We start from the raw sequence: 17,514 nt of genomic DNA, 5'->3' as shown, positions 1-17,514 counted from the left end.
GTTTTACATGGTGCCGCTGACAGCACTGGAAACCAGCACCCAGGCGGTCGTGCTCAGCGTCTTGGTGGTCGTGGCCATGTGGTTCTCCTGGTTGGATAAACAGTCGGGGCTTCAACGCTATGGTGTTGCCAGCTCCACCCCGACTGGATTGGTTACATCAGATGACCGGTCACACCAGATACGGGCTGACCACGACCTCGACGTTGTTGTAGTAGATGTTGCTCTGACCGTTATCGAGGAACTCGCGTTTGATCAGCTTGCGGGCTGCCGCTTCGTTGCTCGGGCCGACGACCAGAATGCGCGCCATGGTACCGATGGGGGTTCCGTTGGACTTCTTCATGTTGGCCAGCTTGGTCTTGGCCGCTTCGAAGTTGGCTTCATCCAGCGCAGCCTTGGAGCCGATGGCGGTCTGCGGGAAGCCGAAGCCGTAGCCATGGCGACCGTCAACACCCGCCGCGAACTTGTTGTTGAACCAGGTGTATTCGCTGGTTGCGTTCATGGTCTGGAAGTCAAACGGGCGACGTTCCTGGAACACGATGGGTTTGACCACCTGCATATCGTCGATAACGAACCACGGGGCACCGGTATCGGTTGCCGGATCGCCCACCACGTTGGAGAAGGTGGTGGCCGGAGTGGTATCGAGCGGGTGGTCGGTATCGAAGAAGTTCTGACCGTCATAGCAGAGGGTGGTAAAACCCGCCGCCAGCAGACCATAGACGTTCTTGTCAGGGAACTGCGCCGCTTCACGGCCGAAGTTCTCGGAGATGACCGAATACTTGCCGATCTGGTCGTCTTCCACGTCTTCGCGCTTGATGACGATGGATGATTCGAAGGTCTTGTTGAGGATCTGATAGCCATGGCTACCCACCTCGACCAGCTGGCGAGTAGTCAGCCACTCCTTGATTGCTGGCAGGTCTTTCAGCCAGCCGTAGAAGTTGGAGCTGCCAGCGCTCGGAACCTGAGTGGCCACGCGGTTCCACTGCGGGGAGATCGAGCCAAGACCTTTGGTATAGGCGGCGGACATGGAGACGGTCAGCGCCTCCAGAATTTGCGCTTCGGTAAATGCCATGATGGATTACTCCCCTTGTTTGGCTTTCATGGCTTGCTTGGCAGCCAGGAACTCTTCGGGCTTTTGGCCCATCTTGCGGCACAGGGCCAGTTCGTCAGCGCTCAGCGCACCGGTTTGCTCGGTGCTGGTCTTCACCTTGCTGGCATCGGCGATCACCGGCGCACGGCTGCACCATGCGGTGAACTGCTGGCGGCCTGCTTCGGTACTGCACAGACCGACATACATCGCTTTGTCAGCCGGGGCGACCTTGCCTTCGGTGATGGCAGCATCAACCAGCGCATCCACCTTGGACTGTTCGATTTCGGCCAGCTTGGTCTCCAGTTCCTGAGTGCGGTTCAGGGCCAGCTGATGGGTGGCAGCAGGAACAAACTTGGTCGGGTCTTGCTGGGCGTTGAGCGCGATCTGGTTTTGCGCTTGCATGGCGTTGATGGCTGTCACGGCCTGTTCGGCAGTGGCATCCTCAGCCAGGCCCAGCAGCTGGGTCAGGATAAGGGGCAGTTTCACAGTGTGATCCTCTTGGTTATTGAGGGCGGGGACATAGAGATTGGGTTTGTTGGTCAGGCCAGCGCTGGACATTGCCACCACCCGCCCATCTACCGGTGAATAGTCAAAGGCCGGTGAGTAGAAGCCGAACTTCTTGCCTTCAATCAGCTCACTGCCTTCGGCGTTCCACTCCACACGACCCCAGATTTCGCCGCTGCGGTTCTGCAGCTCGACAATCCAGCCGACCGCCTCGGTGTTGCCTTCGCGGGTTTCGGTTGCGTGTTCAACATCGAATGGCAGCTTCATGGTGAAAGCCGACACCACGCCATCCGGATCAGAGTTGTTCCAGCTGCGACCGTCACGCCCGGTAAAAATCCCGGTCGGGATCATCGGCAGCCAGTTGCTCTGGTCTTCTGCCACCATGCGGGACATGTCAAAGCAGATGGCGATGTGGGTACGTTGGTGCATGATCGCTCCGTCACATAACAACCTCCTGCCGGGTGGCGGTTGGTTGGGTGAACAAATGTTTGGACGAATCGATAATGGGCCAGCTGGGGGGCTGGCCTGTAATGACGCTTTTCGCGCTATGCAGAGGGGTAGTTGATGGTGGTGACGCGGTGATGACCGGTCATCACAGGATACAGATGGCGGGTCAGCTTGCCAATGTGATCGGGTCTATCTGGTCGCCGTGGTGACGATCACCGCTGGCGGGTGGATGGTGGCGCAGGCCGAAAACAGCACCCTCGACACCACCACACACCATCTTTAAAACCGATTTAAATCGACTCAGATTCAAAAGCTGGGTAATTGTTCGTGCGCTGGTAGCTAAAAACGCTCACAGAGGCTTAGAGAGCGTTTGGCGCAATGTTTGCTCCTTGGCTTTCAGGTCGGCTTGCAAGGCCTGCTCGCGGCGCTTGCCCGGGTTGTAATCCCACCCCGGCTCGATCCCCTTCGGCAGGGTCTCGACTTCACCGGTTCGCTTGTTCACCCACTCGCTGGTGCCATCGTTTGGCGGTTCAAATTTATATCCGCTATCGCTCTGCAGCTTGGCGTATTCAAACTTGCTGGTCTGGCGCACTCCGCAATGGCAGCCCCAGCCGTTGGGCGGCATATGGGTTTGCCACCATGGGTCATCCACCGGCAGGGTAATCCCGCGCCAGCTCAGGTGCAGGGCGCGGTGTTCCCGCGCTGGCCCGATGGTGTAGGTCAGGTATGGCATCGCCCGCTTGGTGCGCTCGATGCGTTGCCACTGGCCAGCGGCGCGGGCGGTGCGCATATTGGTGCGGTAAATGATCTTTATCCGCCCTTCACTGCCCAGTTGCACCGGCTTGGTTTCGCCGGTCAGCGGGTCGTCCAGCTCCTGCACGCCCCACCATCCCGACTTGACCAGCAGCGGCTTGAGCACGGCGGCGAACTGCTGATAGGTCTGTCCCTGCTCCAGCGCCTGCTCCACCAGGGTGCGCACTTCGACCAGCAGATCGGCGTTGAGCATCTTGGCGACGGTGAAGGCGTTGCTGTGCTCCTCCTTCCACACGTCGCGATAATCAAACCCGGGCTGCAGCCCCTTTTTCTTGAACCAGTCGAGCGCCTCTTTGGGCGGAAAGGCGGACGCTTTAGGCTCAGGCATCTTGCACATCCCCCATGCCGCGCATCCGGAACAGGTAATCGGCCAGCTGCGGGGTGAACTGCTCGGCGGTCAAGGTCTCTTGCAGCTTCAACAAACCATCGTTGAACTCTTCAAAACTCTGGGCCTTGGCCGCCAATTCGAGGATCGGGTTCATAAAGTCATCGCCGCCTACCTCCACCCAGTCTCCCATCGCCTCTTCGGTCAGCTGCTCGATTGCCTGTTCATTGGGCTGCTGGATCCGGTTGATGGCCAAGCGCTTAGGCTGCTGGCGGTTAAGGGCCAGCGGCTGCGCTGCTGCCACCTCCATCGCGCTCAGCGGTTGCAGCACAGCCTCATCGGCTTTCGGGTCGGCCAGACCGAACTTGTCACGCACTTCGCTCTCGCTCACCTTCATGCCGCGATCAACCAGCGGCATCAGGCTATCGACCAGCATCTTGAGGTCTTCCGGCTCCGGCACGCGGATGCAGACGCGGGGGTAAGCCTTCTGTTTGCCCCAGTTCAGGATGATGAAGTGCTTTACCAGGTACTCGTTGATGGTCGATTCGAGCTGGCGGGCATCCCACTTGGCGATATCCAGCCGCACTTCGTTATGCACCGTGGCCTGCGCCCGGCTGCTGCCATCGTCGGTGGTCATGGTCTGGCCGAGCACCGCCTTGCTGGTCTGCTCGTCGGCCCAGCGCACTTGGTTCTCGAACAGGGTATCGCCGCCGTTGCCCTTCGCGGTCTCGACAAATTCGACCATCATGCTATCGGGGATGATGGCCCCGGCATCGCTGGCGATGGTGGCAATGGCGCTCTTGAGGGTAGCAATCTGTTCGGGGGTGGCGTTCGGCCCGTACTTACCCACGCGAACAGGGATGCCGAACACTTCGGCAAACGCCCACCAGTCACGCACCGTGAAGCTCTTGAGCATATACATCACGGCGCACAGGCGGGTCAGGCCGTTGCGCCAGATGCTGCCAGACTTGGTGCGCGGCAGATGCACGATGAACTTGTACGGCTCCAGCGGTTTGCCCTGGGGCGCATCGTCACTGATCAACAGGATCTCGCTCAGGGTCTCGGCATCCGGCCGCAGATAGCGGGGGTCAACCCATTTGTAATCCTTCGGCACCCAGGGGGTGACGGTGGTATCCCACAGGATCTGACAGACCCCCATGCCCTTGCCAAGGCCATCGAGCAAGTCGAAGAACAGCTCGGGGATCTGGTCGCTATCCATCAGCTTGCGCACTTCATCGGCCAGCCGCACATCCGCAGCGTCATCACTGGCGGCCTCGACACTGGGCGGCAGCGCGGCCACTGCCAACTTGCGGGTACGCAACACGGAGGCGTAATGAAGATCCCGCTCTTCGATCTCCTCGGCCAGCGTCATGTAATCCTGCGGGTTGTTGCCATCCACCACTGATCGCAGCAGGCCAGCCAACCGCAGCGGGGTGATGGTGCTGGCCACGCTGTTGGGGCGCGGGTTGCGCACGCTGGTCGTGTGGGCCAGCGCGATATCTTCGCTCAGTTGCGGCTTGTCGGGTTTGATGGGGTTGCCCCGGCTATCGAGAATATTGGTCACAGTAATCCGCCTCCGCTACGCAAGCCGCGGGTCATGTTCATTTGCCGCTGGCCATCGCTGTCTTTTGCTGGCGCACCCACCTTGGCGATGCGGTGCAGTTCGTAAATCTGGTTTTCGGCACGGCTGGCGAGATAGGCCAGAAAGATGGCGACCGCCGAGTCGCCGTGGCGCTTGTTGCCATCACTGCCCTGGGTGCGGCTGTCGTCGATGCCTGGGGTGCCCCGGTAGATCTGGATTTGCCCCAGATCGGTGATGATGTCTTCGTGCCTTGGCAGTTCCAGCTCGTCATCTTCAAAAGCCGCCTTGAAGCGCGGCATGTTCTCGCGGTAGAAGCCGACCGACAGCATCACCTGCACCACCTCTTGGCCGTAGCGATAGGCGGCCTGTTCGGCCAGATACTGGCCGTTGCCACGGGCATCGAGCCAGATGCCATCGCGGCGCGGCAGGCGATCGCAGATGAAGTAAAGGGCCTGTTCCTGCTGTTTGAACGGGGTATTTTTCAGCTCGACGGTGAACGGTACCCGGCGGCGGGTATCCGGCAACACCTCAATGGGGGCGAACACCGTCAGGTCACCGGAACGGGCGAAGTCTTCGCCCAGGGCGTGGCGATGGCTGCGATCCAGCTTCATCAGCTCGGGGAAGACTTCGGCCTCCAGCCACTCCTGCATTTCGGCGTTGCGCTCAGATTCGCTGGCGCTGTTGAAGGTTGCCGAGCCGGTAAAGCGCAGCACTGGCCCATCGACCCGGCAGGCCCGTTCGCGCAGACCACGGGGCAGATAGGCACCGCCGCCGCTCTTTGGCTCGCAGTAATACTCCTCCCGCGCATCCTCTTCGGTGGCGGTGTCTTTGAGCAGGTTGCGCAGCCACTCGTCCTGCAGCTCTTGGCTCCACTCCTGTTTAGTGACCTGCCTGATGCGGCGGAACAGCCCCTCGTTGATGGCCGTCTCGATATCGATGCGATGCACGCTGTAACGCTTCTTGCCGGCGCGGCTGTCGATGATCAGGGTGTTGAACAGGTTCTCGATACCGTTATGGGTCGAGATGATGCGCACCTTGCTGCCCCACATGGTCAACGCCAGCGCGGCCTTGAGGATGGCGGCAAGGTCTTTGTGGAAAGCCCCTTCATCGATCACCACGTTGCCCTGCATACCCCGCAGGTTGCTTGGGTTCGAGCTGAGCGCCTTGATTTTGAAGCCGCTGGCGAAGTTGATGACATAGACCAGGATGTCTTTGTCTTCGTTCTCCAGCGCCTCTTCGCTCACCTCGCTGGCGGCGCAGTTGTAGGCGCGGGCCCACATGGCGCAGGCGTCGATAAACTCGCGGGCCATGTCCTTGGTGGTGCCGACATAGAAGGTATCACTGCCGCCTGCGGCCGCCGACATGGAGCCGGTCAGGGCAGCATCTGCCGCCTCTGCCCAGGTCAAACCGGTTCGGCGAGACTTCTCGGCGATCTTGAGCGGTGAGGTATCCGCTATCCAGCGCTTCTGATAGGGCAGCAGTACCTCATCAGGATTGAACTGGCCGCCGATAATGGCGGCCGCAGACTGGTTGCGAAGCTGGTTTTCTGCGGCGGTAAGGTGGTTCATCACGCAATCCCCAAGATCTGCTGTTTAATCTGGGCGGCGGTCTCTGCCGTCAGCCCTGCCTGCTTCACAATCTTCTCGGCAGCGGTGGCGGCCTCGGCAGCGAACGCGGCGCGGATCTCCTTCTCGACCTTGTGGCTGGTCATGGCGGCCTGCTCCACCCGCTGGATAACCAGCGCCAGCTGGCCAAGCGATTTCGGGTCAATCATCTTGCCCTCTTCGCCGTCGCTGGCGTCCATCATCTTCATGGAGGTTTCAAACGCCATGGTGCGCACGAACTCCTGCAGCAACTTGCCCACTTCAGAGGTGGGAGCCTGCCCGAGCTTTGAGGTCCAGACGGCGGCCACTTCGCGGGCCTGCTCCATGCGGCTGCCAGCTTCTGCCATCCGCTGGGCAAAGCGGTTAAGTCCGGTGCGGCTGATCTGCTCTTCCGGCGGAAGGCCGGATTCGACGATCAGCTTGTTCACTTCGGCCAGAATGTCCTTCTGTGACATGGAGCCAGATCGCAGCATCGCGGCCAGCTGGCTGCGGATGTCGTCCGGCAGCTGCTGGATCTTGCTCTTGGTGTTCTTCTTGGGGGCCATGATTACTCCAGCAGCTTGTCAATCAGCGGGGCGGTGCAGCCCCACAGTGCAGAGACGGGATCGCCGAGCATGACCAGCGCCAGCAGATAGCCAGTCACCATCATGGCGGCGATATCCAGCAGGCGGGCTTTCATCAGCGCCGCCCAACCTTCGCAAAGCTAATAACAAAGCAGACTCCAATAGCTGCCGCACCTAACACAATCAAGCCGAGCGGAATACCAATAACCCATAAAAGCCAAGTCGGAATAGTAATGCTCATGGTATGCCCCTCACTCCGGACGCGGTTTCTTGACACCCGGCACGGTGGATGCGCCAGTGGCGACATCAATCCCGCGGCCGGTCAGTTTGGCGATCAGGGTGTTGCCCAGTTCGCGTTGGGTAACGAGGCCCTGTTCGGCCAGCCAGCTGATGTGGGTGCGCACCGCATCGCGGCTAATCTTGTGGCCGTACTGGTCGAGGCAGGAGTCGAGGATCGATTCATTGGCCTCATAGCCCGGCATTTCGTTTAGAGAACGCAGCATCACCAGACGCTGATCTTCGGTAACAAGCTCTTTGAGCGACATACAACCCCCGTTTATTTGTCTTTTAAACCCTGCTCAATAAGCAGTCTCGCAAGATGATCAACCTGTCTAAGGGACTCTTTGAGCCCCTTCATATCCCCGCGAACGTCAGCTATTTCAAGGCGCAGGGCATTTACTTCATCCCGCGTTGGCAGGGACTCCAGTTTGTCTTCGATGTTGGCGAGGCGGTTGCTGTGATCAGCCATGGTCTTCTCCACCTGTTTCAGCTCCTCACGGCGGACGAACGTCTTGCTCAGCCACAACATTGCCACAGTGGCCAGCACCGCGACGGCCGTGGTGATAACGCCCCACCAACGAGGGATCCAGTCAAACTCCATAGCGATGTCTCCCCGCTTTCTCATTACGGCTCTGGCATGGCACACAGCGCACTGCTGCCGGTTCGGCCTGCAGTCGCTCGGCGGCGATCTGCTCCCCACAGCTCAGGCAAAAGCGATTCCCGTGCTCGTCCTGGTCTGGCTGCTCCTGCGGATGGCGCCTTGCTTTGGCAATGGCGCGCTCGCGGAACTCTTGCTCTTGTTGTTGTGCCAGGTCGAAAATGTCGGTCATTTGGCCCTCGTCATCAGCTTGGTGACAGCGCCGGTGATGGCCGCGCCGACCTTCTGGCCGCTGGCCTTGGGATGCGGGGCGAAGCCGTCCAGGGTGCGCAGGCCCATATAGGCCCAAGCCGGGGTGAGCATCAGCATGGCCATTTCGAAGTCGGGGCCATCGCCATAGCCAAAGGCATTCAGCACGGTGAACAGCACGATATAGAGCGCCCCGGCTTGCCAGCTCTGGCGCGCCATCAGCGGGCGGGTGTGGCGCACGTACTCATCCTTTGCGCCATCCCCTTCGCGGATGGTCTGCTGGGTGGTGGCCTGCTCGGCCTGCTGGTCGGCCAGCTCCAGCTCGCGGCGGCGGGTTTGCTCCTTCTCCAACTCCAGCTTGAGCTTTTCAAGCTCGGCACGTTGTTCCGGGCTGTAAATGCCGCCAAGCTGCCGCTCGATAGCAGCCTGCTGCTGTTCTGCTGTCATGCCGACGCCGGATACCTGCTCGACAATATCGGCGACCTTGTTCGCGGTTTCGCTGCCACCAAACAGGCTGGCAATGCCCCGGATCATGGCGGGGCCCTGCTGCACCGCCAGCGCGGCTAGGGCGGGGATTAACGGGAGTGGCATGGTGGTTCATCCTTCTTGAAAAGCGCACGCAGCCTGGCGCAGTGCTCTGCGGCCTTGCCGTTGCAGTTGGTGAGGATATTGAAGCGGTGACGGTTGCGGGCTTCGTAGATCTCGGATGGCGTCACGGAACACCATCCTTTTTTGAACTGGCTTTGCATGGTGCCGTCACGGCTATGGAGCGGAACACGGCGATCGACATCGCACTCGGCGATGCCCTGCTCGGCCGCCTCGCGCTCCAGTTTCAGCCGCTGCTCGCGGCCATGGTTAAAACTCCACTCCCAGTTGCGGCCCATATCAGCCCCCGTACACGCTGGCCCAGCTGCCGGTGCGCATCTGTTCGGCGTGGCGCTGTGCCCGCTTGGGGGTCTGCTTGGCCCAGCGGCTATCTAGCATACCGGCGGCGGCTTTGTCCCAGTTGCCACGGGCCACGGCGGCAAGGGTGTTCTTGAAGTTGCCAAGCCCATTGACCCCCAGCTGATAGGCCATGGAGTAGAGCACGGCAGTACGGGCTGGAGATGGGGCGCAGGTATCGAGCGCATCGGCCAGATGCGGGATGGTGCGCATCTCGCGTTCCATCTTCGCCAGATATTCATCCAGCCACGCTTCGCCAGCGGCCAGCGGCAAGGTGAATTGATAGAGCTTTATATCCGCGCCTTGCGGGCCGATTCGAAAGCCAAAGCCAACGGTGGGATAACCTTCGGTGCAGAGATAGGGTTTTTCGCGCCAACCCTCTTCGTATTTGATAAGCGCATAAATGGACATGACACACCTGAGAAATAATGAATTTCGTTGAGTGTGCTTTTTATATGCTCGGGTGGTGTATTGACGGATATCGTATAAAGCGCAGGCAAAATAAAAGCGGCCAGTTGGCCGCCTTTATTTGCTATCGAATTGTCGTTTAATACGCCCTACCATTACGCCGTCCATTTCCATCAGCAACCGGATCCAGTCCGGTGAACATATCAGGCTGCACTTTTCGCAATTCGCTGCGGCGCATCCGTGCCAGCACAAATTGAATTTCCCGTACCGATACCCCGAATTTACGGGACAGCTCAAACTGATTCTTGCCGTTGAACTCTTTCCAGATCTGGATGGAGCGCAGCACCGTGGTCAGCGTCTTGCCGTTCGGCACGTAGAAGGGGGCCCCGCCGAAGGTGCGGCAGAACTCGGAGAGCATGACGAACGACAGCATGGGCGAATCGCGGTGTGCTGCTACCACATGCTCAATGGTGTCGAACATGGCGCGCAGCTGCTCGCTCCAGCCCGGTGCGGTGTCATCACTCAGCATGCGGTAGGTTTCCGGATCGATGGCATTCAGGTCAACCCCTACGCCAAACAGATCAACAGTGCTCAGGTCGGTCTCGTCTTTCATATGGCCCCCAAACGGCGTGCAAACGGCAGATAAAGCAACACCCGGACGATGCCGGGTGTTTGTATGATAACGCAGTGGATCTGGGCGCCCAATTCAGGCCGGTTTATCTCTGCCTTCTATCAACCTTGGATAAACTTTCATGCCGAGGTTCTCATAGATCTTGATGGCAAGAGCATAATCAGTTTTATTCAAGAACACCCTGTTCGTGTCTTCAACAGACTCAAACCACTGTCTTACAAGGTGCAGCTCTTCATCGGTAAGTTCCATATCTCACTCCAGATTGACGATAAATTGAACATTATCATCGCTGTACCAGGTCACGCGATAGGGCTGGATCCGCTCAGCCACCGTGGCATTGCACAGGCGAGCTGCGCCAAACTCTTCACTATCTGGCCGCTGCGCTGGATTGGATACCGCCATTCCGTTCAGCAGCTTGCCCAGCACTTCGACCACCTCCGGCGCATCACAGGCTGGCAGCGCTTCCTGGCGCATGGTGTTGAAGGTCATGCCGCCAACCAGCACCACGACCACCGCCAAGCCGATCCAGCGGTTTCTGGGTGCCGGCGCCTGCGCTGCCGGTTCCAGCTTGTTGCGCTTGTAGAGGTAGTAAGGCAGCGCGATGATCCAGATCACCGCCACGAACACCGCCCAACCCGCCGGATTGCGCGCCCCTTTCTTGTGTGAATCAAACAGCACCCAGACCGCACAGGCCAGCACTACCAAACCGATAAATAACGTCATAACGCCTCCAATAAAAAGGCCCATATTGGGCCCTATTTGTCATTTATTCCAGGGTATTGCATTGCCATCGATCACCATTACCTGTGCGGGCCGCCAGCCGGGGTTTTCATAGGCTTCTCGGATCAGGTCATAACCCGGCATCGCATCAATCTGGTGACCGCGTGAGGCGGGGACGATATCCCCGCGTTCGATAATGGCGGCGGTCATCAGGCGGATATGCCACTTCTTCAACGCTTCCAGTACCCGCTCTGCCTGCGCCGATGTTAACCATTCTGCCCGATTGACGCCAATCCCGCCGTTGGCATTGGCCGTCATGCGGCGGATAAAGCTGCCCAGCGCGTCCTCTGAACCATCTTGCAGCAGGCCATCATTGCTCATGGTGATCCAGATGGCGCGCAGCTTGCGCACCTCCGGCGCCTGCACTTTGGCAGAGCTGGGCGGGGAACGGCGCCCGTTAACCTGGGCGCCCCCTTTGACTTTGAACCCCAACCCCTTCATGGCGGTGATGACTGCTTCGAGCTTGGCCGCGCTCAGCCACTTGGCAGAGCGGGCTCCGGTTACCTGCTCCAGCAGGGCGCGATATTCCTCTTCATCCAGCCCCAGTTCGCGGCGGCCGACTTGCACAATCTTGAGCAGACGCTTGGCATCAGGCTGCATGGCGGCCCCCGTTTATCTGGCAGATGTTGACGAACTGGGCGAGGTGGTCAGGGTCAACCTTGGACAGCGGGATATAGCGCAGCGTTTTGCTGGCTTTTCCCATCTTGGATAACTGATCAACCTGCTCGCTATGGATGCGGCTCTCATTATGGATCGGGAATCCAGCCTTCTTGCAGGTGGCGATTAACTCACGCAGTTTGCAGCGCCTTGCCGATTTTGTTGAAACGCTGTTGGCGCCCAGCACCTTCTTCACCAGATTGTCGATATGGCAATTTGTTTGCGGATTATCCAGCAGCTTATTCAGATGGTGGTAACGGGTGATTTGCAGCAGGCTCAACGGGCTGGCCTGTTCAATCTCTCCCCGGGCGCGCAGGGTCGCCATGGCCCCGTAAAGGTAGCGACCAGACAACCCCATTGCTTTGCCAAGTTCATCCGCGCTCATATGATTCCAGAGCGGAACAGCGATTATCTCAGCCTTGATGCTGGCCAGTCTTTTTTCTGTCAACTTGCAGTTCGCTTTAACAATCATCGTCTTCTTCCCAGTCGTCTTTGCTGACGGTCACAATCACTTTGTTGGTCTTGGGTGGCTGGCCTTCGCGCCAGCGCGGTACCGTTTTGTCTAGCCAGGCCATGGCGACGCCATCGGCCTGTTCATCCAGTTCACGCAGCTTGGCTTTGGTCATGCCTTTGTGGCGGCGCTTTGCGTAGCACGGCATATTGGCTTTGACGTAATTCACCATCCTGCGCTGGTAGCGGGTCAGTGCCATGGCGTTTGCTCCTTCGCTGCATCCATCCCTCTTGTTCGCAGGCCTTGCAGTAGTGCTGCAGGCCATCTTGCGAACGGGGATGATTGTTCGCAGACCAGAAGGCGGTGTCTTGGGGCCAGTAGTCGTTGCAGCAGGTGCAGAACTTCTCCAGTCCCATCTCGGGGTCGATGCGGGCTTTGCCGCTCTCCAGCCGCTTTTGCAGCAGTCCCGCTTTCATCAGTGGCGTGTATTCACCGTGCATACGGCCCCCTTGCCATCCATCAGCTGCAGGCGATCCGCCTCCAGTTCCGCCAGCAGCTGCTCTGCTTCACGTAGGGCATCACCGGCAATATCGTGGGCGCGGTACTTTCTGGCGCCCCGCGCCAGGGCGATAAAGCGGCGCTGCAGCACCACTTTCTCTTTCCAGTTCAGCGCTATGGCCATCTCGCCATAGAGCCGGTTTAACAGGTTGTTCAGCACATTTCGGGTCATAGCGTCCTCGCTTATCGTGAGTGGGTTATGACCGGGCCCGGTCGGCTGCTCATCAGTGCCCAGCCACCACGCTGGGCAGACCATACCGGGCAACCCCGGCATGGTTTCGCTTAGTTGAAAATTCGCTTGATGATGTTGATAAAACCGCCTGTGCGCTGATTGGCGCTCCGCTTTCTTCCATCTGCTGCAAAAGCAGGGATGATGCACACGGCATTCTCCAGCTCGATCACCACGTTGTGGCGCTCTGCCGCTGTCATGCCAACCATATCCCCGCACTCCAGCGCGCTATGCAGGCCATGCATAAATCCCATCAAGAAACTCAACTCTGACTCGGTGTGCTTTGAGATCTCTTCACCTGACAGCAGGGCATTAATCTTGTTGACATGGATAGCAATCTGGCGGCTCAGCTTCTCGGCTGCTGTTTGCATACGTGCTCCTATGCGTTCTTGACGAAAGGTGCGGCGGCTGATTTTCATCACGCTACCCCCAGTTTTTTCTGTTCTTGACCACTGACACCGGCATTCAGCTCCACATCTTTGGCCGCTCCCCAACCATGAAAAGATGCAGACTGGTCGCGCACCGTGGCCTTGGCTTCGCGGGTTTTTCCGGTGGCAAGGTTCGGGTGGTTCTTTTCCATGTACTGCGCAACCAGCTGGGTTTCCTGTTCGGTTGGCACCAAGGCCGTAACCTTTTCCCATACGCCATAGCACCACCCCTCACAGAACAGGTCAGCGCGGGCGGTCTTGGTGCTAGTCTTGAGGCGCTTGTTCAGCGTGGCGATGTATTCGCTGCGAGCAGCCTTGAGCTGACGGGCCAGCACGGTGTAGACATACCCGGCAATCTCGACCCGATCCGCTGGGCCAACAAACATCACCTGCGCGGTGGCATGGCCCATCAGGTAACGGCGGCTGAATATCACCTCAACACCAAAGACACCTTTCACCACACTAGCCAGCAGGATGCTCCACTTCGGCTGGCGCTCGCTGCTGTTGGCCGCTTTCACCTTGGCGGTATCGATATCGCTCAGGGCTACGTCTTCGCTGGAGAGCTGGTGCTCTGCCATCAGCGCCTGCACCTTCTTCATCGCGTTGGCGGATTCGTGCGGATTGCCGCGCTCTACCATGGCCATCAGCTTTTTGATCTTGGCCAGAATGCGTTTGTCGCTCATCACGCTGCCCTCTTGCCAAAGCGGTGGATACAGGTCAGGCAGAGATCGGCGCGCTGGCGGGCATACTCCACGTTGAGCGGGTTCTTGGCGGCCTTGGCGGCGGCCTTCCACATCTCCAGCGCGGCGGCGTAACGCTCTTCACGCTCAAGCTGGGCGGCCTGGGTGGCCAGTGCCAGATAACCGTTCGGATTCTTTGCGACTTGGCGGGCGATCTCGTCGCCCTTCAACACTGCATTAGCCATGGTGTAACTCCTGTTCAAATCGGGTTTGCTTGTCGTATACGGTGACGATGGAGCCGTTTTTCAGGATGAAATAGGCATCGTCACATTCGAGGATCCGGCGCGGGCTCCATCCCGCCTCGCGCTGCCGGATCCGCCGCAGCTGGCGTTTGCTTGGGCGCCATGCCCGTGACAGGGCGCCCAACATCTCCAGTTCGCTGCGGCCGGTACGTTGCACCCATCGCTCGAAGGCGTGGCGGGTGACGTACAGCGGGCCATAGCGGGTTTCAAACTCCATCTTGTTGCTGGCCAAACATCTCTTGATAGGTTTCATGACCCATCACCGGCCCGCAGTCAGGGCAGCCACGGCAGGTTGGCCCCATGGTCTTGCACTCGCTGGCTTTCACCAGACGGTTTGCTTCCGCCACGATCTCCGGGTATTCCTCCGGATTGAGGGGCGCCGCTGACGAGATCCAGCCAGCCACCCACTGCATGGCATCCCGAACGCCATGTTCATAGGTGCCATCTTCAAAGTCGGTACCGACTGTTTCGCTGCGTTCTGCCAGCAGAATTGACATCAGCAGTTGCTGCTTGAACTGGTCGCGGTCGATATCACACACGTCATGTTTGAGTGCATCTGCAGCCTGCTTGGCTGTGGCGGTGATGGACTCGGTAGTCCATCCCTCCATGCCGTTCTGGTCTTCCCACACAACCTCGAACTCGTCTGATTCGATGTCGTTGCTGGCGGTACTGGCGATCACTTCCAGCAGATAGATCAGGTTCTCGTTTTTCATGTCAGGCCTCACAGCTTCGACCAGTCGATAACGATGGCCTTGTAGCCCCCGGTGCCGGTCTTCTCGTAGAACCGGATGTATTCGGCCTTGCCGACTACGGTGATTGCGTCGGCGATTGCCTGCATGGCCTCCTTCCATTCGGCGTCCTGAATATCCAGTTTGCGCAGAGAGAGCACCTGATTTACGTCCACATGGCCGCCCTTGTTGACGCGGAAGGCGTGATCCACCAGGGCGCGGATCTCGTTGCTGCTGCCCTCGCTCCAGCGGCCTATGCAACCATCGATCAGGGTCTTGGCGGTCTGCAGGCGCTCGTCAAACTTGCGGTGCTCGCCGATGGCCCGCACCACCTGAAAGCGGCCGTCAAAGCTGGTCAGGGTGACGTTTCCCTTGGTGCCGCCGTACTGCACGCCGTACTCGGCGGCAGACAGGTCCATAAAGGCTTCAATCTCCTGGGCGATGCTGGCCTTGCGGGCCAGCAGGCGCAGCTGCTCTTCTTTTGCCTCGGTGCAGAGGCGGGTAGTCAGGTCATCGCGCAGCAGATCCACCGCAGGGATCAGGGACTCAGGCACGAAGTGGCCAAGGGCGTTTTTGCGCATTTTGTCGGTCTGGTTGGTCATTACTGTGCTTCCTTCTGTGATTCTGTTTTGTTGCATTCGCACATGCCGACCATGTGAACGGTCAGGGCATTTGGCTTTCCTTGATGCTCAAGGTGTTCTAATCGCAAGGTTTGCAGTGGCATGCGTGGCACTTTTACTGCAGCAAAATCGCCTTCAATCCATTGCACGACACCATCTTTGGCAGACATTCGGATCACTCCCTTTGCACTGCGCGTCGTGTTTATGAATGAAACCTTGTCACCCTCCTTGATTGGTTTTTTCTCCAACGCATCAGGCAAAAACTTCAGGCACTTCTCGCATCGAATAGTCATGATTTTTGCTCCTGTTAAGCGGGGAAACCGGCGGCCCGATAGGCCATGTATTCGCTGGCAGACATCTCTGCGGTGCGCTCGAACTCGTCACGGGTGGCCGCTTCACGCCAGTGGACGATGCAACCGTTCAGGCGGGCGGCGTAGGCGCGGCGGCGCAGGCCATCGACCTGCTCGATGATCTCGACGGCACCCTGACGCAATTCGTCAGTGGGGTATGAAATCTCGATCAGCGGGCGGCGCGGGGTGCTCTTGATGGCCAGCACTTGGCAGCCGAACTTGCGCAGGCGGCAGGCGACGCGCTGGGCCTTGATACCGATGGTGGTGGTCTGGATGTTCATGCTTGCTCTCCTTGTGAATCACTGTTCAGCGGCGCCCAGCTCAGGTGCAGGCGGTCTTCGTCATAGCTCTGTGCCCAGCCTTTCTCGTCTTGCATCACCACTTCGCCATCGCTCTGCCCCACCACGCGGCCCTTGCGTCCGCTGAGCAGGTTGATGTGCGTCCATGGCGCGGTCTTGACGCCGTAGAAGCTGGTTTGTTCCTTGGGTGCGTTCATTACTTCCCCTCTTGTTGTGAGGCAGGATGTGATGCTTTCAGATCTGCCCCACAAAATGGGCAGTAGTTGAAAATCACGCCGCCTTGGTACTCGCCACTTCTCAATCCGAAAAGCCGCCGAATCTCCGTTGGTTTCCCTGTCATCTGGGCGAAATGCCATTCAAAAACACCGCCGCCACGCCTTCCGGCAAAGTTCCCTTGGCTGGCCTTGGCCAGAAATTCACACGGGATGACGCGCATTCCCTCTACTCGGCACGTTTCCATCACTCCCCCTCCAGCTCGTTAAAGGCGTACCTCAGTACCTGTTCGGTCAGCGGCTCTCCGCCAGAGCAGGCCACAGCCAGTTTCAGGTTCTTGCTGACCAGACGCATGGCGCCTGGACGTTCGCTGATCTGCACCAGCAGGCTGCGCTCGGCATCGCCGTCGATATTCCAGGCGCTGGCGACGGCCATCACGTCGGCTTTCTTGGCCTTGGTCAGGGCGCGCTTCTTGGCGACGCGGGAGTAAAGGCGGGCGAAGTCCTCGCTGCGCTGGCCGCCGGTCAGCTGGGTGTAAACGCGGGAGTTGCCGACCAGCACCATGCCGATCCCCACTTCTTCAACCAGGATGCGCAGCTCTTCGAGGGTGGGGCGGTCGAGGTGATCCGCTTCATCCACCACAATCAGGCCTTTGGTGTTGAGCAGGCGGCGGCGCAGGGCGCGGGCCAGCGGGCCACGCAGGCGGGGGGCGTTTTCCATCCCCAGCTCCATGGCCAGCTCATACATGCATTCGGTCATGGTGCTGCGGCTCGGGGAGGTGGTGATCACCCACACGTTGTTGTTGGTGCGCTGGAACTCGCGCAGGGCGGTGGTTTTGCCCACGCCAGAGATGCCGTGGATGATGACGATGCTCTCTGTCGCCAACGCGTAGTTCATATCCGCGATGATCTGTTTGGCGGTCTCGGTCATCACAAAGCCGGGATCGCGGGGGGCATCAGCGCGCTGGTCGCGGGCGGTCAGCCAGTTGGCCAGCTTTTGCATCATCGGCGCGGGGTCTGCCTTATAGTTGCCGTTCAGCAGCTGGTTGACGGTGGATGGGCTAACGCCAATCTCTTTGGCGATCTGCGCCTGGGTGACGATGCTCTGTTCCAGCAGCGCCTTGATGCGGGTGATAGCATCGGTATTGCCGGTTTGGTCTAGTGCGACTACATTGGTCATTGAATTAC

General features: G+C 59.2%; 33 protein-coding genes and 1 other RNA gene. All 34 read right to left on the bottom strand.

What is annotated here, in order from left to right:
- Positions 1 to 169 precede the first annotated feature (169 nt).
- Entirely contained in the window at positions 170 to 1,069 is a 900-nt protein-coding gene (locus AACR93_RS13075; protein WP_043849617.1) for a Mu-like prophage major head subunit gpT family protein, read from the bottom strand.
- A gap of 6 nt (positions 1,070 to 1,075) precedes the next feature.
- On the bottom strand, positions 1,076 to 2,020 hold the full coding sequence (locus tag AACR93_RS13070; RefSeq protein ID WP_043849616.1) for a phage protease: 945 nt from the start codon (positions 2,018 to 2,020) through the stop codon (positions 1,076 to 1,078).
- A gap of 367 nt (positions 2,021 to 2,387) precedes the next feature.
- The gene (locus tag AACR93_RS13065) at positions 2,388 to 3,179 is read right to left on the bottom strand and encodes a phage head morphogenesis protein (protein WP_043849615.1); all 792 of its coding nucleotides are present in this window, start codon (positions 3,177 to 3,179) and stop codon (positions 2,388 to 2,390) included.
- On the bottom strand, positions 3,172 to 4,740 hold the full coding sequence (locus AACR93_RS13060) for a DUF935 domain-containing protein (protein WP_043849614.1): 1,569 nt from the start codon (positions 4,738 to 4,740) through the stop codon (positions 3,172 to 3,174). The genes AACR93_RS13065 and AACR93_RS13060 overlap by 8 nt, the downstream gene beginning before the upstream one ends.
- The gene (locus tag AACR93_RS13055; RefSeq protein WP_043849613.1) at positions 4,737 to 6,326 is read right to left on the bottom strand and encodes a terminase large subunit domain-containing protein; all 1,590 of its coding nucleotides are present in this window, start codon (positions 6,324 to 6,326) and stop codon (positions 4,737 to 4,739) included. The genes AACR93_RS13060 and AACR93_RS13055 overlap by 4 nt, the downstream gene beginning before the upstream one ends.
- Complete coding sequence (locus AACR93_RS13050; protein ID WP_043849612.1) at positions 6,326 to 6,907, bottom strand: DUF3486 family protein; 582 nt, start codon at positions 6,905 to 6,907, stop codon at positions 6,326 to 6,328. The genes AACR93_RS13055 and AACR93_RS13050 overlap by 1 nt, the downstream gene beginning before the upstream one ends.
- Before the next feature lie 2 nt (positions 6,908 to 6,909).
- Positions 6,910 to 7,041 carry a hypothetical protein gene (locus tag AACR93_RS13045; protein WP_269429837.1) on the bottom strand — a complete coding sequence of 44 codons (132 nt, stop codon included), beginning with the start codon at positions 7,039 to 7,041 and terminating at the stop codon, positions 6,910 to 6,912.
- Entirely contained in the window at positions 7,041 to 7,166 is a 126-nt protein-coding gene (locus tag AACR93_RS13040; RefSeq protein ID WP_269429836.1) for a hypothetical protein, read from the bottom strand. The genes AACR93_RS13045 and AACR93_RS13040 overlap by 1 nt, the downstream gene beginning before the upstream one ends.
- Before the next feature lie 10 nt (positions 7,167 to 7,176).
- Positions 7,177 to 7,470 carry a VpaChn25_0724 family phage protein gene (locus tag AACR93_RS13035; RefSeq protein ID WP_043849611.1) on the bottom strand — a complete coding sequence of 98 codons (294 nt, stop codon included), beginning with the start codon at positions 7,468 to 7,470 and terminating at the stop codon, positions 7,177 to 7,179.
- An 11-nt stretch (positions 7,471 to 7,481) separates the two neighbouring features.
- Positions 7,482 to 7,805, bottom strand: a complete 324-nt coding sequence (locus tag AACR93_RS13030) for a DUF2730 family protein (protein ID WP_043849610.1) — start codon at positions 7,803 to 7,805, stop codon at positions 7,482 to 7,484.
- Positions 7,795 to 8,034, bottom strand: a complete 240-nt coding sequence (locus AACR93_RS13025) for a TraR/DksA C4-type zinc finger protein (RefSeq protein ID WP_043849609.1) — start codon at positions 8,032 to 8,034, stop codon at positions 7,795 to 7,797. The genes AACR93_RS13030 and AACR93_RS13025 overlap by 11 nt, the downstream gene beginning before the upstream one ends.
- Positions 8,031 to 8,642, bottom strand: coding sequence for a hypothetical protein (locus tag AACR93_RS13020; RefSeq protein ID WP_043849608.1), 612 nt, complete (start codon positions 8,640 to 8,642; stop codon positions 8,031 to 8,033). Before AACR93_RS13020 ends, AACR93_RS13025 begins: the two co-directional genes overlap by 4 nt.
- Complete coding sequence (locus tag AACR93_RS13015) at positions 8,627 to 8,935, bottom strand: hypothetical protein (protein ID WP_043849607.1); 309 nt, start codon at positions 8,933 to 8,935, stop codon at positions 8,627 to 8,629. The genes AACR93_RS13020 and AACR93_RS13015 overlap by 16 nt, the downstream gene beginning before the upstream one ends.
- Before the next feature lies 1 nt (position 8,936).
- Entirely contained in the window at positions 8,937 to 9,404 is a 468-nt protein-coding gene (locus AACR93_RS13010; RefSeq protein ID WP_043849606.1) for a glycoside hydrolase family protein, read from the bottom strand.
- A 136-nt stretch (positions 9,405 to 9,540) separates the two neighbouring features.
- A complete protein-coding gene (locus tag AACR93_RS13005) occupies positions 9,541 to 10,014 on the bottom strand; it encodes a Mor transcription activator family protein (protein WP_043849605.1) in 474 nt (157 codons plus the stop codon).
- A 93-nt stretch (positions 10,015 to 10,107) separates the two neighbouring features.
- On the bottom strand, positions 10,108 to 10,281 hold the full coding sequence (locus AACR93_RS13000; protein WP_156152857.1) for a hypothetical protein: 174 nt from the start codon (positions 10,279 to 10,281) through the stop codon (positions 10,108 to 10,110).
- 3 nt (positions 10,282 to 10,284) lie between these two features.
- Entirely contained in the window at positions 10,285 to 10,755 is a 471-nt protein-coding gene (locus AACR93_RS12995; RefSeq protein WP_043849604.1) for a hypothetical protein, read from the bottom strand.
- 39 nt (positions 10,756 to 10,794) lie between these two features.
- Positions 10,795 to 11,412 carry a gp16 family protein gene (locus AACR93_RS12990; protein WP_043849603.1) on the bottom strand — a complete coding sequence of 206 codons (618 nt, stop codon included), beginning with the start codon at positions 11,410 to 11,412 and terminating at the stop codon, positions 10,795 to 10,797.
- A complete protein-coding gene (locus AACR93_RS12985) occupies positions 11,402 to 11,941 on the bottom strand; it encodes a hypothetical protein (RefSeq protein WP_156152856.1) in 540 nt (179 codons plus the stop codon). The genes AACR93_RS12990 and AACR93_RS12985 overlap by 11 nt, the downstream gene beginning before the upstream one ends.
- Positions 11,931 to 12,095, bottom strand: a complete 165-nt coding sequence (locus AACR93_RS12980; RefSeq protein WP_231556872.1) for a hypothetical protein — start codon at positions 12,093 to 12,095, stop codon at positions 11,931 to 11,933. Before AACR93_RS12980 ends, AACR93_RS12985 begins: the two co-directional genes overlap by 11 nt.
- Positions 12,073 to 12,420 carry a hypothetical protein gene (locus tag AACR93_RS12975; RefSeq protein ID WP_197077927.1) on the bottom strand — a complete coding sequence of 116 codons (348 nt, stop codon included), beginning with the start codon at positions 12,418 to 12,420 and terminating at the stop codon, positions 12,073 to 12,075. Before AACR93_RS12975 ends, AACR93_RS12980 begins: the two co-directional genes overlap by 23 nt.
- Positions 12,396 to 12,650, bottom strand: a complete 255-nt coding sequence (locus tag AACR93_RS12970) for a hypothetical protein (RefSeq protein ID WP_043849600.1) — start codon at positions 12,648 to 12,650, stop codon at positions 12,396 to 12,398. Before AACR93_RS12970 ends, AACR93_RS12975 begins: the two co-directional genes overlap by 25 nt.
- Before the next feature lie 39 nt (positions 12,651 to 12,689).
- Positions 12,690 to 12,762, bottom strand: an RNA gene (locus AACR93_RS12965) — hammerhead ribozyme type II.
- Entirely contained in the window at positions 12,761 to 13,126 is a 366-nt protein-coding gene (locus AACR93_RS12960) for a hypothetical protein (protein ID WP_156152855.1), read from the bottom strand. The genes AACR93_RS12965 and AACR93_RS12960 overlap by 2 nt, the downstream gene beginning before the upstream one ends.
- On the bottom strand, positions 13,126 to 13,818 hold the full coding sequence (locus AACR93_RS12955) for a DUF2786 domain-containing protein (protein ID WP_043849598.1): 693 nt from the start codon (positions 13,816 to 13,818) through the stop codon (positions 13,126 to 13,128). Before AACR93_RS12955 ends, AACR93_RS12960 begins: the two co-directional genes overlap by 1 nt.
- Entirely contained in the window at positions 13,818 to 14,060 is a 243-nt protein-coding gene (locus AACR93_RS12950; RefSeq protein ID WP_043849597.1) for an ANR family transcriptional regulator, read from the bottom strand. Before AACR93_RS12950 ends, AACR93_RS12955 begins: the two co-directional genes overlap by 1 nt.
- Complete coding sequence (locus AACR93_RS12945; protein ID WP_043849721.1) at positions 14,053 to 14,334, bottom strand: hypothetical protein; 282 nt, start codon at positions 14,332 to 14,334, stop codon at positions 14,053 to 14,055. Before AACR93_RS12945 ends, AACR93_RS12950 begins: the two co-directional genes overlap by 8 nt.
- Positions 14,324 to 14,830, bottom strand: a complete 507-nt coding sequence (locus AACR93_RS12940; protein WP_043849596.1) for a hypothetical protein — start codon at positions 14,828 to 14,830, stop codon at positions 14,324 to 14,326. Before AACR93_RS12940 ends, AACR93_RS12945 begins: the two co-directional genes overlap by 11 nt.
- 8 nt (positions 14,831 to 14,838) lie before the next feature.
- The gene (locus AACR93_RS12935; RefSeq protein ID WP_043849595.1) at positions 14,839 to 15,447 is read right to left on the bottom strand and encodes a DUF3164 family protein; all 609 of its coding nucleotides are present in this window, start codon (positions 15,445 to 15,447) and stop codon (positions 14,839 to 14,841) included.
- Complete coding sequence (locus tag AACR93_RS12930) at positions 15,447 to 15,758, bottom strand: hypothetical protein (protein ID WP_043849594.1); 312 nt, start codon at positions 15,756 to 15,758, stop codon at positions 15,447 to 15,449. Before AACR93_RS12930 ends, AACR93_RS12935 begins: the two co-directional genes overlap by 1 nt.
- A gap of 14 nt (positions 15,759 to 15,772) precedes the next feature.
- Complete coding sequence (locus AACR93_RS12925; RefSeq protein ID WP_043849593.1) at positions 15,773 to 16,096, bottom strand: hypothetical protein; 324 nt, start codon at positions 16,094 to 16,096, stop codon at positions 15,773 to 15,775.
- Positions 16,093 to 16,311 carry a hypothetical protein gene (locus AACR93_RS12920; RefSeq protein WP_043849592.1) on the bottom strand — a complete coding sequence of 73 codons (219 nt, stop codon included), beginning with the start codon at positions 16,309 to 16,311 and terminating at the stop codon, positions 16,093 to 16,095. Before AACR93_RS12920 ends, AACR93_RS12925 begins: the two co-directional genes overlap by 4 nt.
- Positions 16,311 to 16,550, bottom strand: coding sequence for a hypothetical protein (locus AACR93_RS12915; protein WP_156152854.1), 240 nt, complete (start codon positions 16,548 to 16,550; stop codon positions 16,311 to 16,313). Before AACR93_RS12915 ends, AACR93_RS12920 begins: the two co-directional genes overlap by 1 nt.
- A gap of 23 nt (positions 16,551 to 16,573) precedes the next feature.
- Complete coding sequence (locus AACR93_RS12910; protein WP_043849590.1) at positions 16,574 to 17,506, bottom strand: AAA family ATPase; 933 nt, start codon at positions 17,504 to 17,506, stop codon at positions 16,574 to 16,576.
- Positions 17,507 to 17,514: the final 8 nt, after the last annotated feature.

This window comes from Aeromonas sp. L_1B5_3, from assembly GCF_963866575.1.
GTDB lineage: Bacteria > Pseudomonadota > Gammaproteobacteria > Enterobacterales > Aeromonadaceae > Aeromonas > Aeromonas jandaei.
The sequence above is the reverse complement of the archived record's forward strand: the minus strand, read 5'-3'. Positions and strand labels throughout refer to the sequence as shown.

Excerpts from the sequence above, each read along its gene's own strand:
- AACR93_RS13075 (WP_043849617.1), bottom strand. The coding sequence starts at position 1,069 with ATGGCATTTACCGAAGCGCAAATTCTGGAGGCGCTGACCGTCTCCATG.
- AACR93_RS13070 (WP_043849616.1), bottom strand. The coding sequence starts at position 2,020 with ATGCACCAACGTACCCACATCGCCATCTGCTTTGACATGTCCCGCATG.
- AACR93_RS13065 (WP_043849615.1), bottom strand. The coding sequence starts at position 3,179 with ATGCCTGAGCCTAAAGCGTCCGCCTTTCCGCCCAAAGAGGCGCTCGAC.
- AACR93_RS13055 (WP_043849613.1), bottom strand. The coding sequence starts at position 6,326 with ATGAACCACCTTACCGCCGCAGAAAACCAGCTTCGCAACCAGTCTGCG.
- AACR93_RS13050 (WP_043849612.1), bottom strand. The coding sequence starts at position 6,907 with ATGGCCCCCAAGAAGAACACCAAGAGCAAGATCCAGCAGCTGCCGGAC.
- AACR93_RS13045 (WP_269429837.1), bottom strand. The coding sequence starts at position 7,041 with ATGAAAGCCCGCCTGCTGGATATCGCCGCCATGATGGTGACTGGCTAT.
- AACR93_RS13040 (WP_269429836.1), bottom strand. The coding sequence starts at position 7,166 with ATGAGCATTACTATTCCGACTTGGCTTTTATGGGTTATTGGTATTCCG.
- AACR93_RS13035 (WP_043849611.1), bottom strand. The coding sequence starts at position 7,470 with ATGTCGCTCAAAGAGCTTGTTACCGAAGATCAGCGTCTGGTGATGCTG.
- AACR93_RS13030 (WP_043849610.1), bottom strand. The coding sequence starts at position 7,805 with ATGGAGTTTGACTGGATCCCTCGTTGGTGGGGCGTTATCACCACGGCC.
- AACR93_RS13025 (WP_043849609.1), bottom strand. The coding sequence starts at position 8,034 with ATGACCGACATTTTCGACCTGGCACAACAACAAGAGCAAGAGTTCCGC.
- AACR93_RS13020 (WP_043849608.1), bottom strand. The coding sequence starts at position 8,642 with ATGCCACTCCCGTTAATCCCCGCCCTAGCCGCGCTGGCGGTGCAGCAG.
- AACR93_RS13015 (WP_043849607.1), bottom strand. The coding sequence starts at position 8,935 with ATGGGCCGCAACTGGGAGTGGAGTTTTAACCATGGCCGCGAGCAGCGG.
- AACR93_RS13010 (WP_043849606.1), bottom strand. The coding sequence starts at position 9,404 with ATGTCCATTTATGCGCTTATCAAATACGAAGAGGGTTGGCGCGAAAAA.
- AACR93_RS13005 (WP_043849605.1), bottom strand. The coding sequence starts at position 10,014 with ATGAAAGACGAGACCGACCTGAGCACTGTTGATCTGTTTGGCGTAGGG.
- AACR93_RS13000 (WP_156152857.1), bottom strand. The coding sequence starts at position 10,281 with ATGGAACTTACCGATGAAGAGCTGCACCTTGTAAGACAGTGGTTTGAG.
- AACR93_RS12995 (WP_043849604.1), bottom strand. The coding sequence starts at position 10,755 with ATGACGTTATTTATCGGTTTGGTAGTGCTGGCCTGTGCGGTCTGGGTG.
- AACR93_RS12990 (WP_043849603.1), bottom strand. The coding sequence starts at position 11,412 with ATGCAGCCTGATGCCAAGCGTCTGCTCAAGATTGTGCAAGTCGGCCGC.
- AACR93_RS12985 (WP_156152856.1), bottom strand. The coding sequence starts at position 11,941 with ATGATTGTTAAAGCGAACTGCAAGTTGACAGAAAAAAGACTGGCCAGC.
- AACR93_RS12980 (WP_231556872.1), bottom strand. The coding sequence starts at position 12,095 with ATGACCAAAGCCAAGCTGCGTGAACTGGATGAACAGGCCGATGGCGTC.
- AACR93_RS12975 (WP_197077927.1), bottom strand. The coding sequence starts at position 12,420 with ATGCACGGTGAATACACGCCACTGATGAAAGCGGGACTGCTGCAAAAG.
- AACR93_RS12970 (WP_043849600.1), bottom strand. The coding sequence starts at position 12,650 with ATGACCCGAAATGTGCTGAACAACCTGTTAAACCGGCTCTATGGCGAG.
- AACR93_RS12960 (WP_156152855.1), bottom strand. The coding sequence starts at position 13,126 with ATGAAAATCAGCCGCCGCACCTTTCGTCAAGAACGCATAGGAGCACGT.
- AACR93_RS12955 (WP_043849598.1), bottom strand. The coding sequence starts at position 13,818 with ATGAGCGACAAACGCATTCTGGCCAAGATCAAAAAGCTGATGGCCATG.
- AACR93_RS12950 (WP_043849597.1), bottom strand. The coding sequence starts at position 14,060 with ATGGCTAATGCAGTGTTGAAGGGCGACGAGATCGCCCGCCAAGTCGCA.
- AACR93_RS12945 (WP_043849721.1), bottom strand. The coding sequence starts at position 14,334 with ATGGAGTTTGAAACCCGCTATGGCCCGCTGTACGTCACCCGCCACGCC.
- AACR93_RS12940 (WP_043849596.1), bottom strand. The coding sequence starts at position 14,830 with ATGAAAAACGAGAACCTGATCTATCTGCTGGAAGTGATCGCCAGTACC.
- AACR93_RS12935 (WP_043849595.1), bottom strand. The coding sequence starts at position 15,447 with ATGACCAACCAGACCGACAAAATGCGCAAAAACGCCCTTGGCCACTTC.
- AACR93_RS12930 (WP_043849594.1), bottom strand. The coding sequence starts at position 15,758 with ATGACTATTCGATGCGAGAAGTGCCTGAAGTTTTTGCCTGATGCGTTG.
- AACR93_RS12925 (WP_043849593.1), bottom strand. The coding sequence starts at position 16,096 with ATGAACATCCAGACCACCACCATCGGTATCAAGGCCCAGCGCGTCGCC.
- AACR93_RS12920 (WP_043849592.1), bottom strand. The coding sequence starts at position 16,311 with ATGAACGCACCCAAGGAACAAACCAGCTTCTACGGCGTCAAGACCGCG.
- AACR93_RS12915 (WP_156152854.1), bottom strand. The coding sequence starts at position 16,550 with ATGCGCGTCATCCCGTGTGAATTTCTGGCCAAGGCCAGCCAAGGGAAC.
- AACR93_RS12910 (WP_043849590.1), bottom strand. The coding sequence starts at position 17,506 with ATGACCAATGTAGTCGCACTAGACCAAACCGGCAATACCGATGCTATC.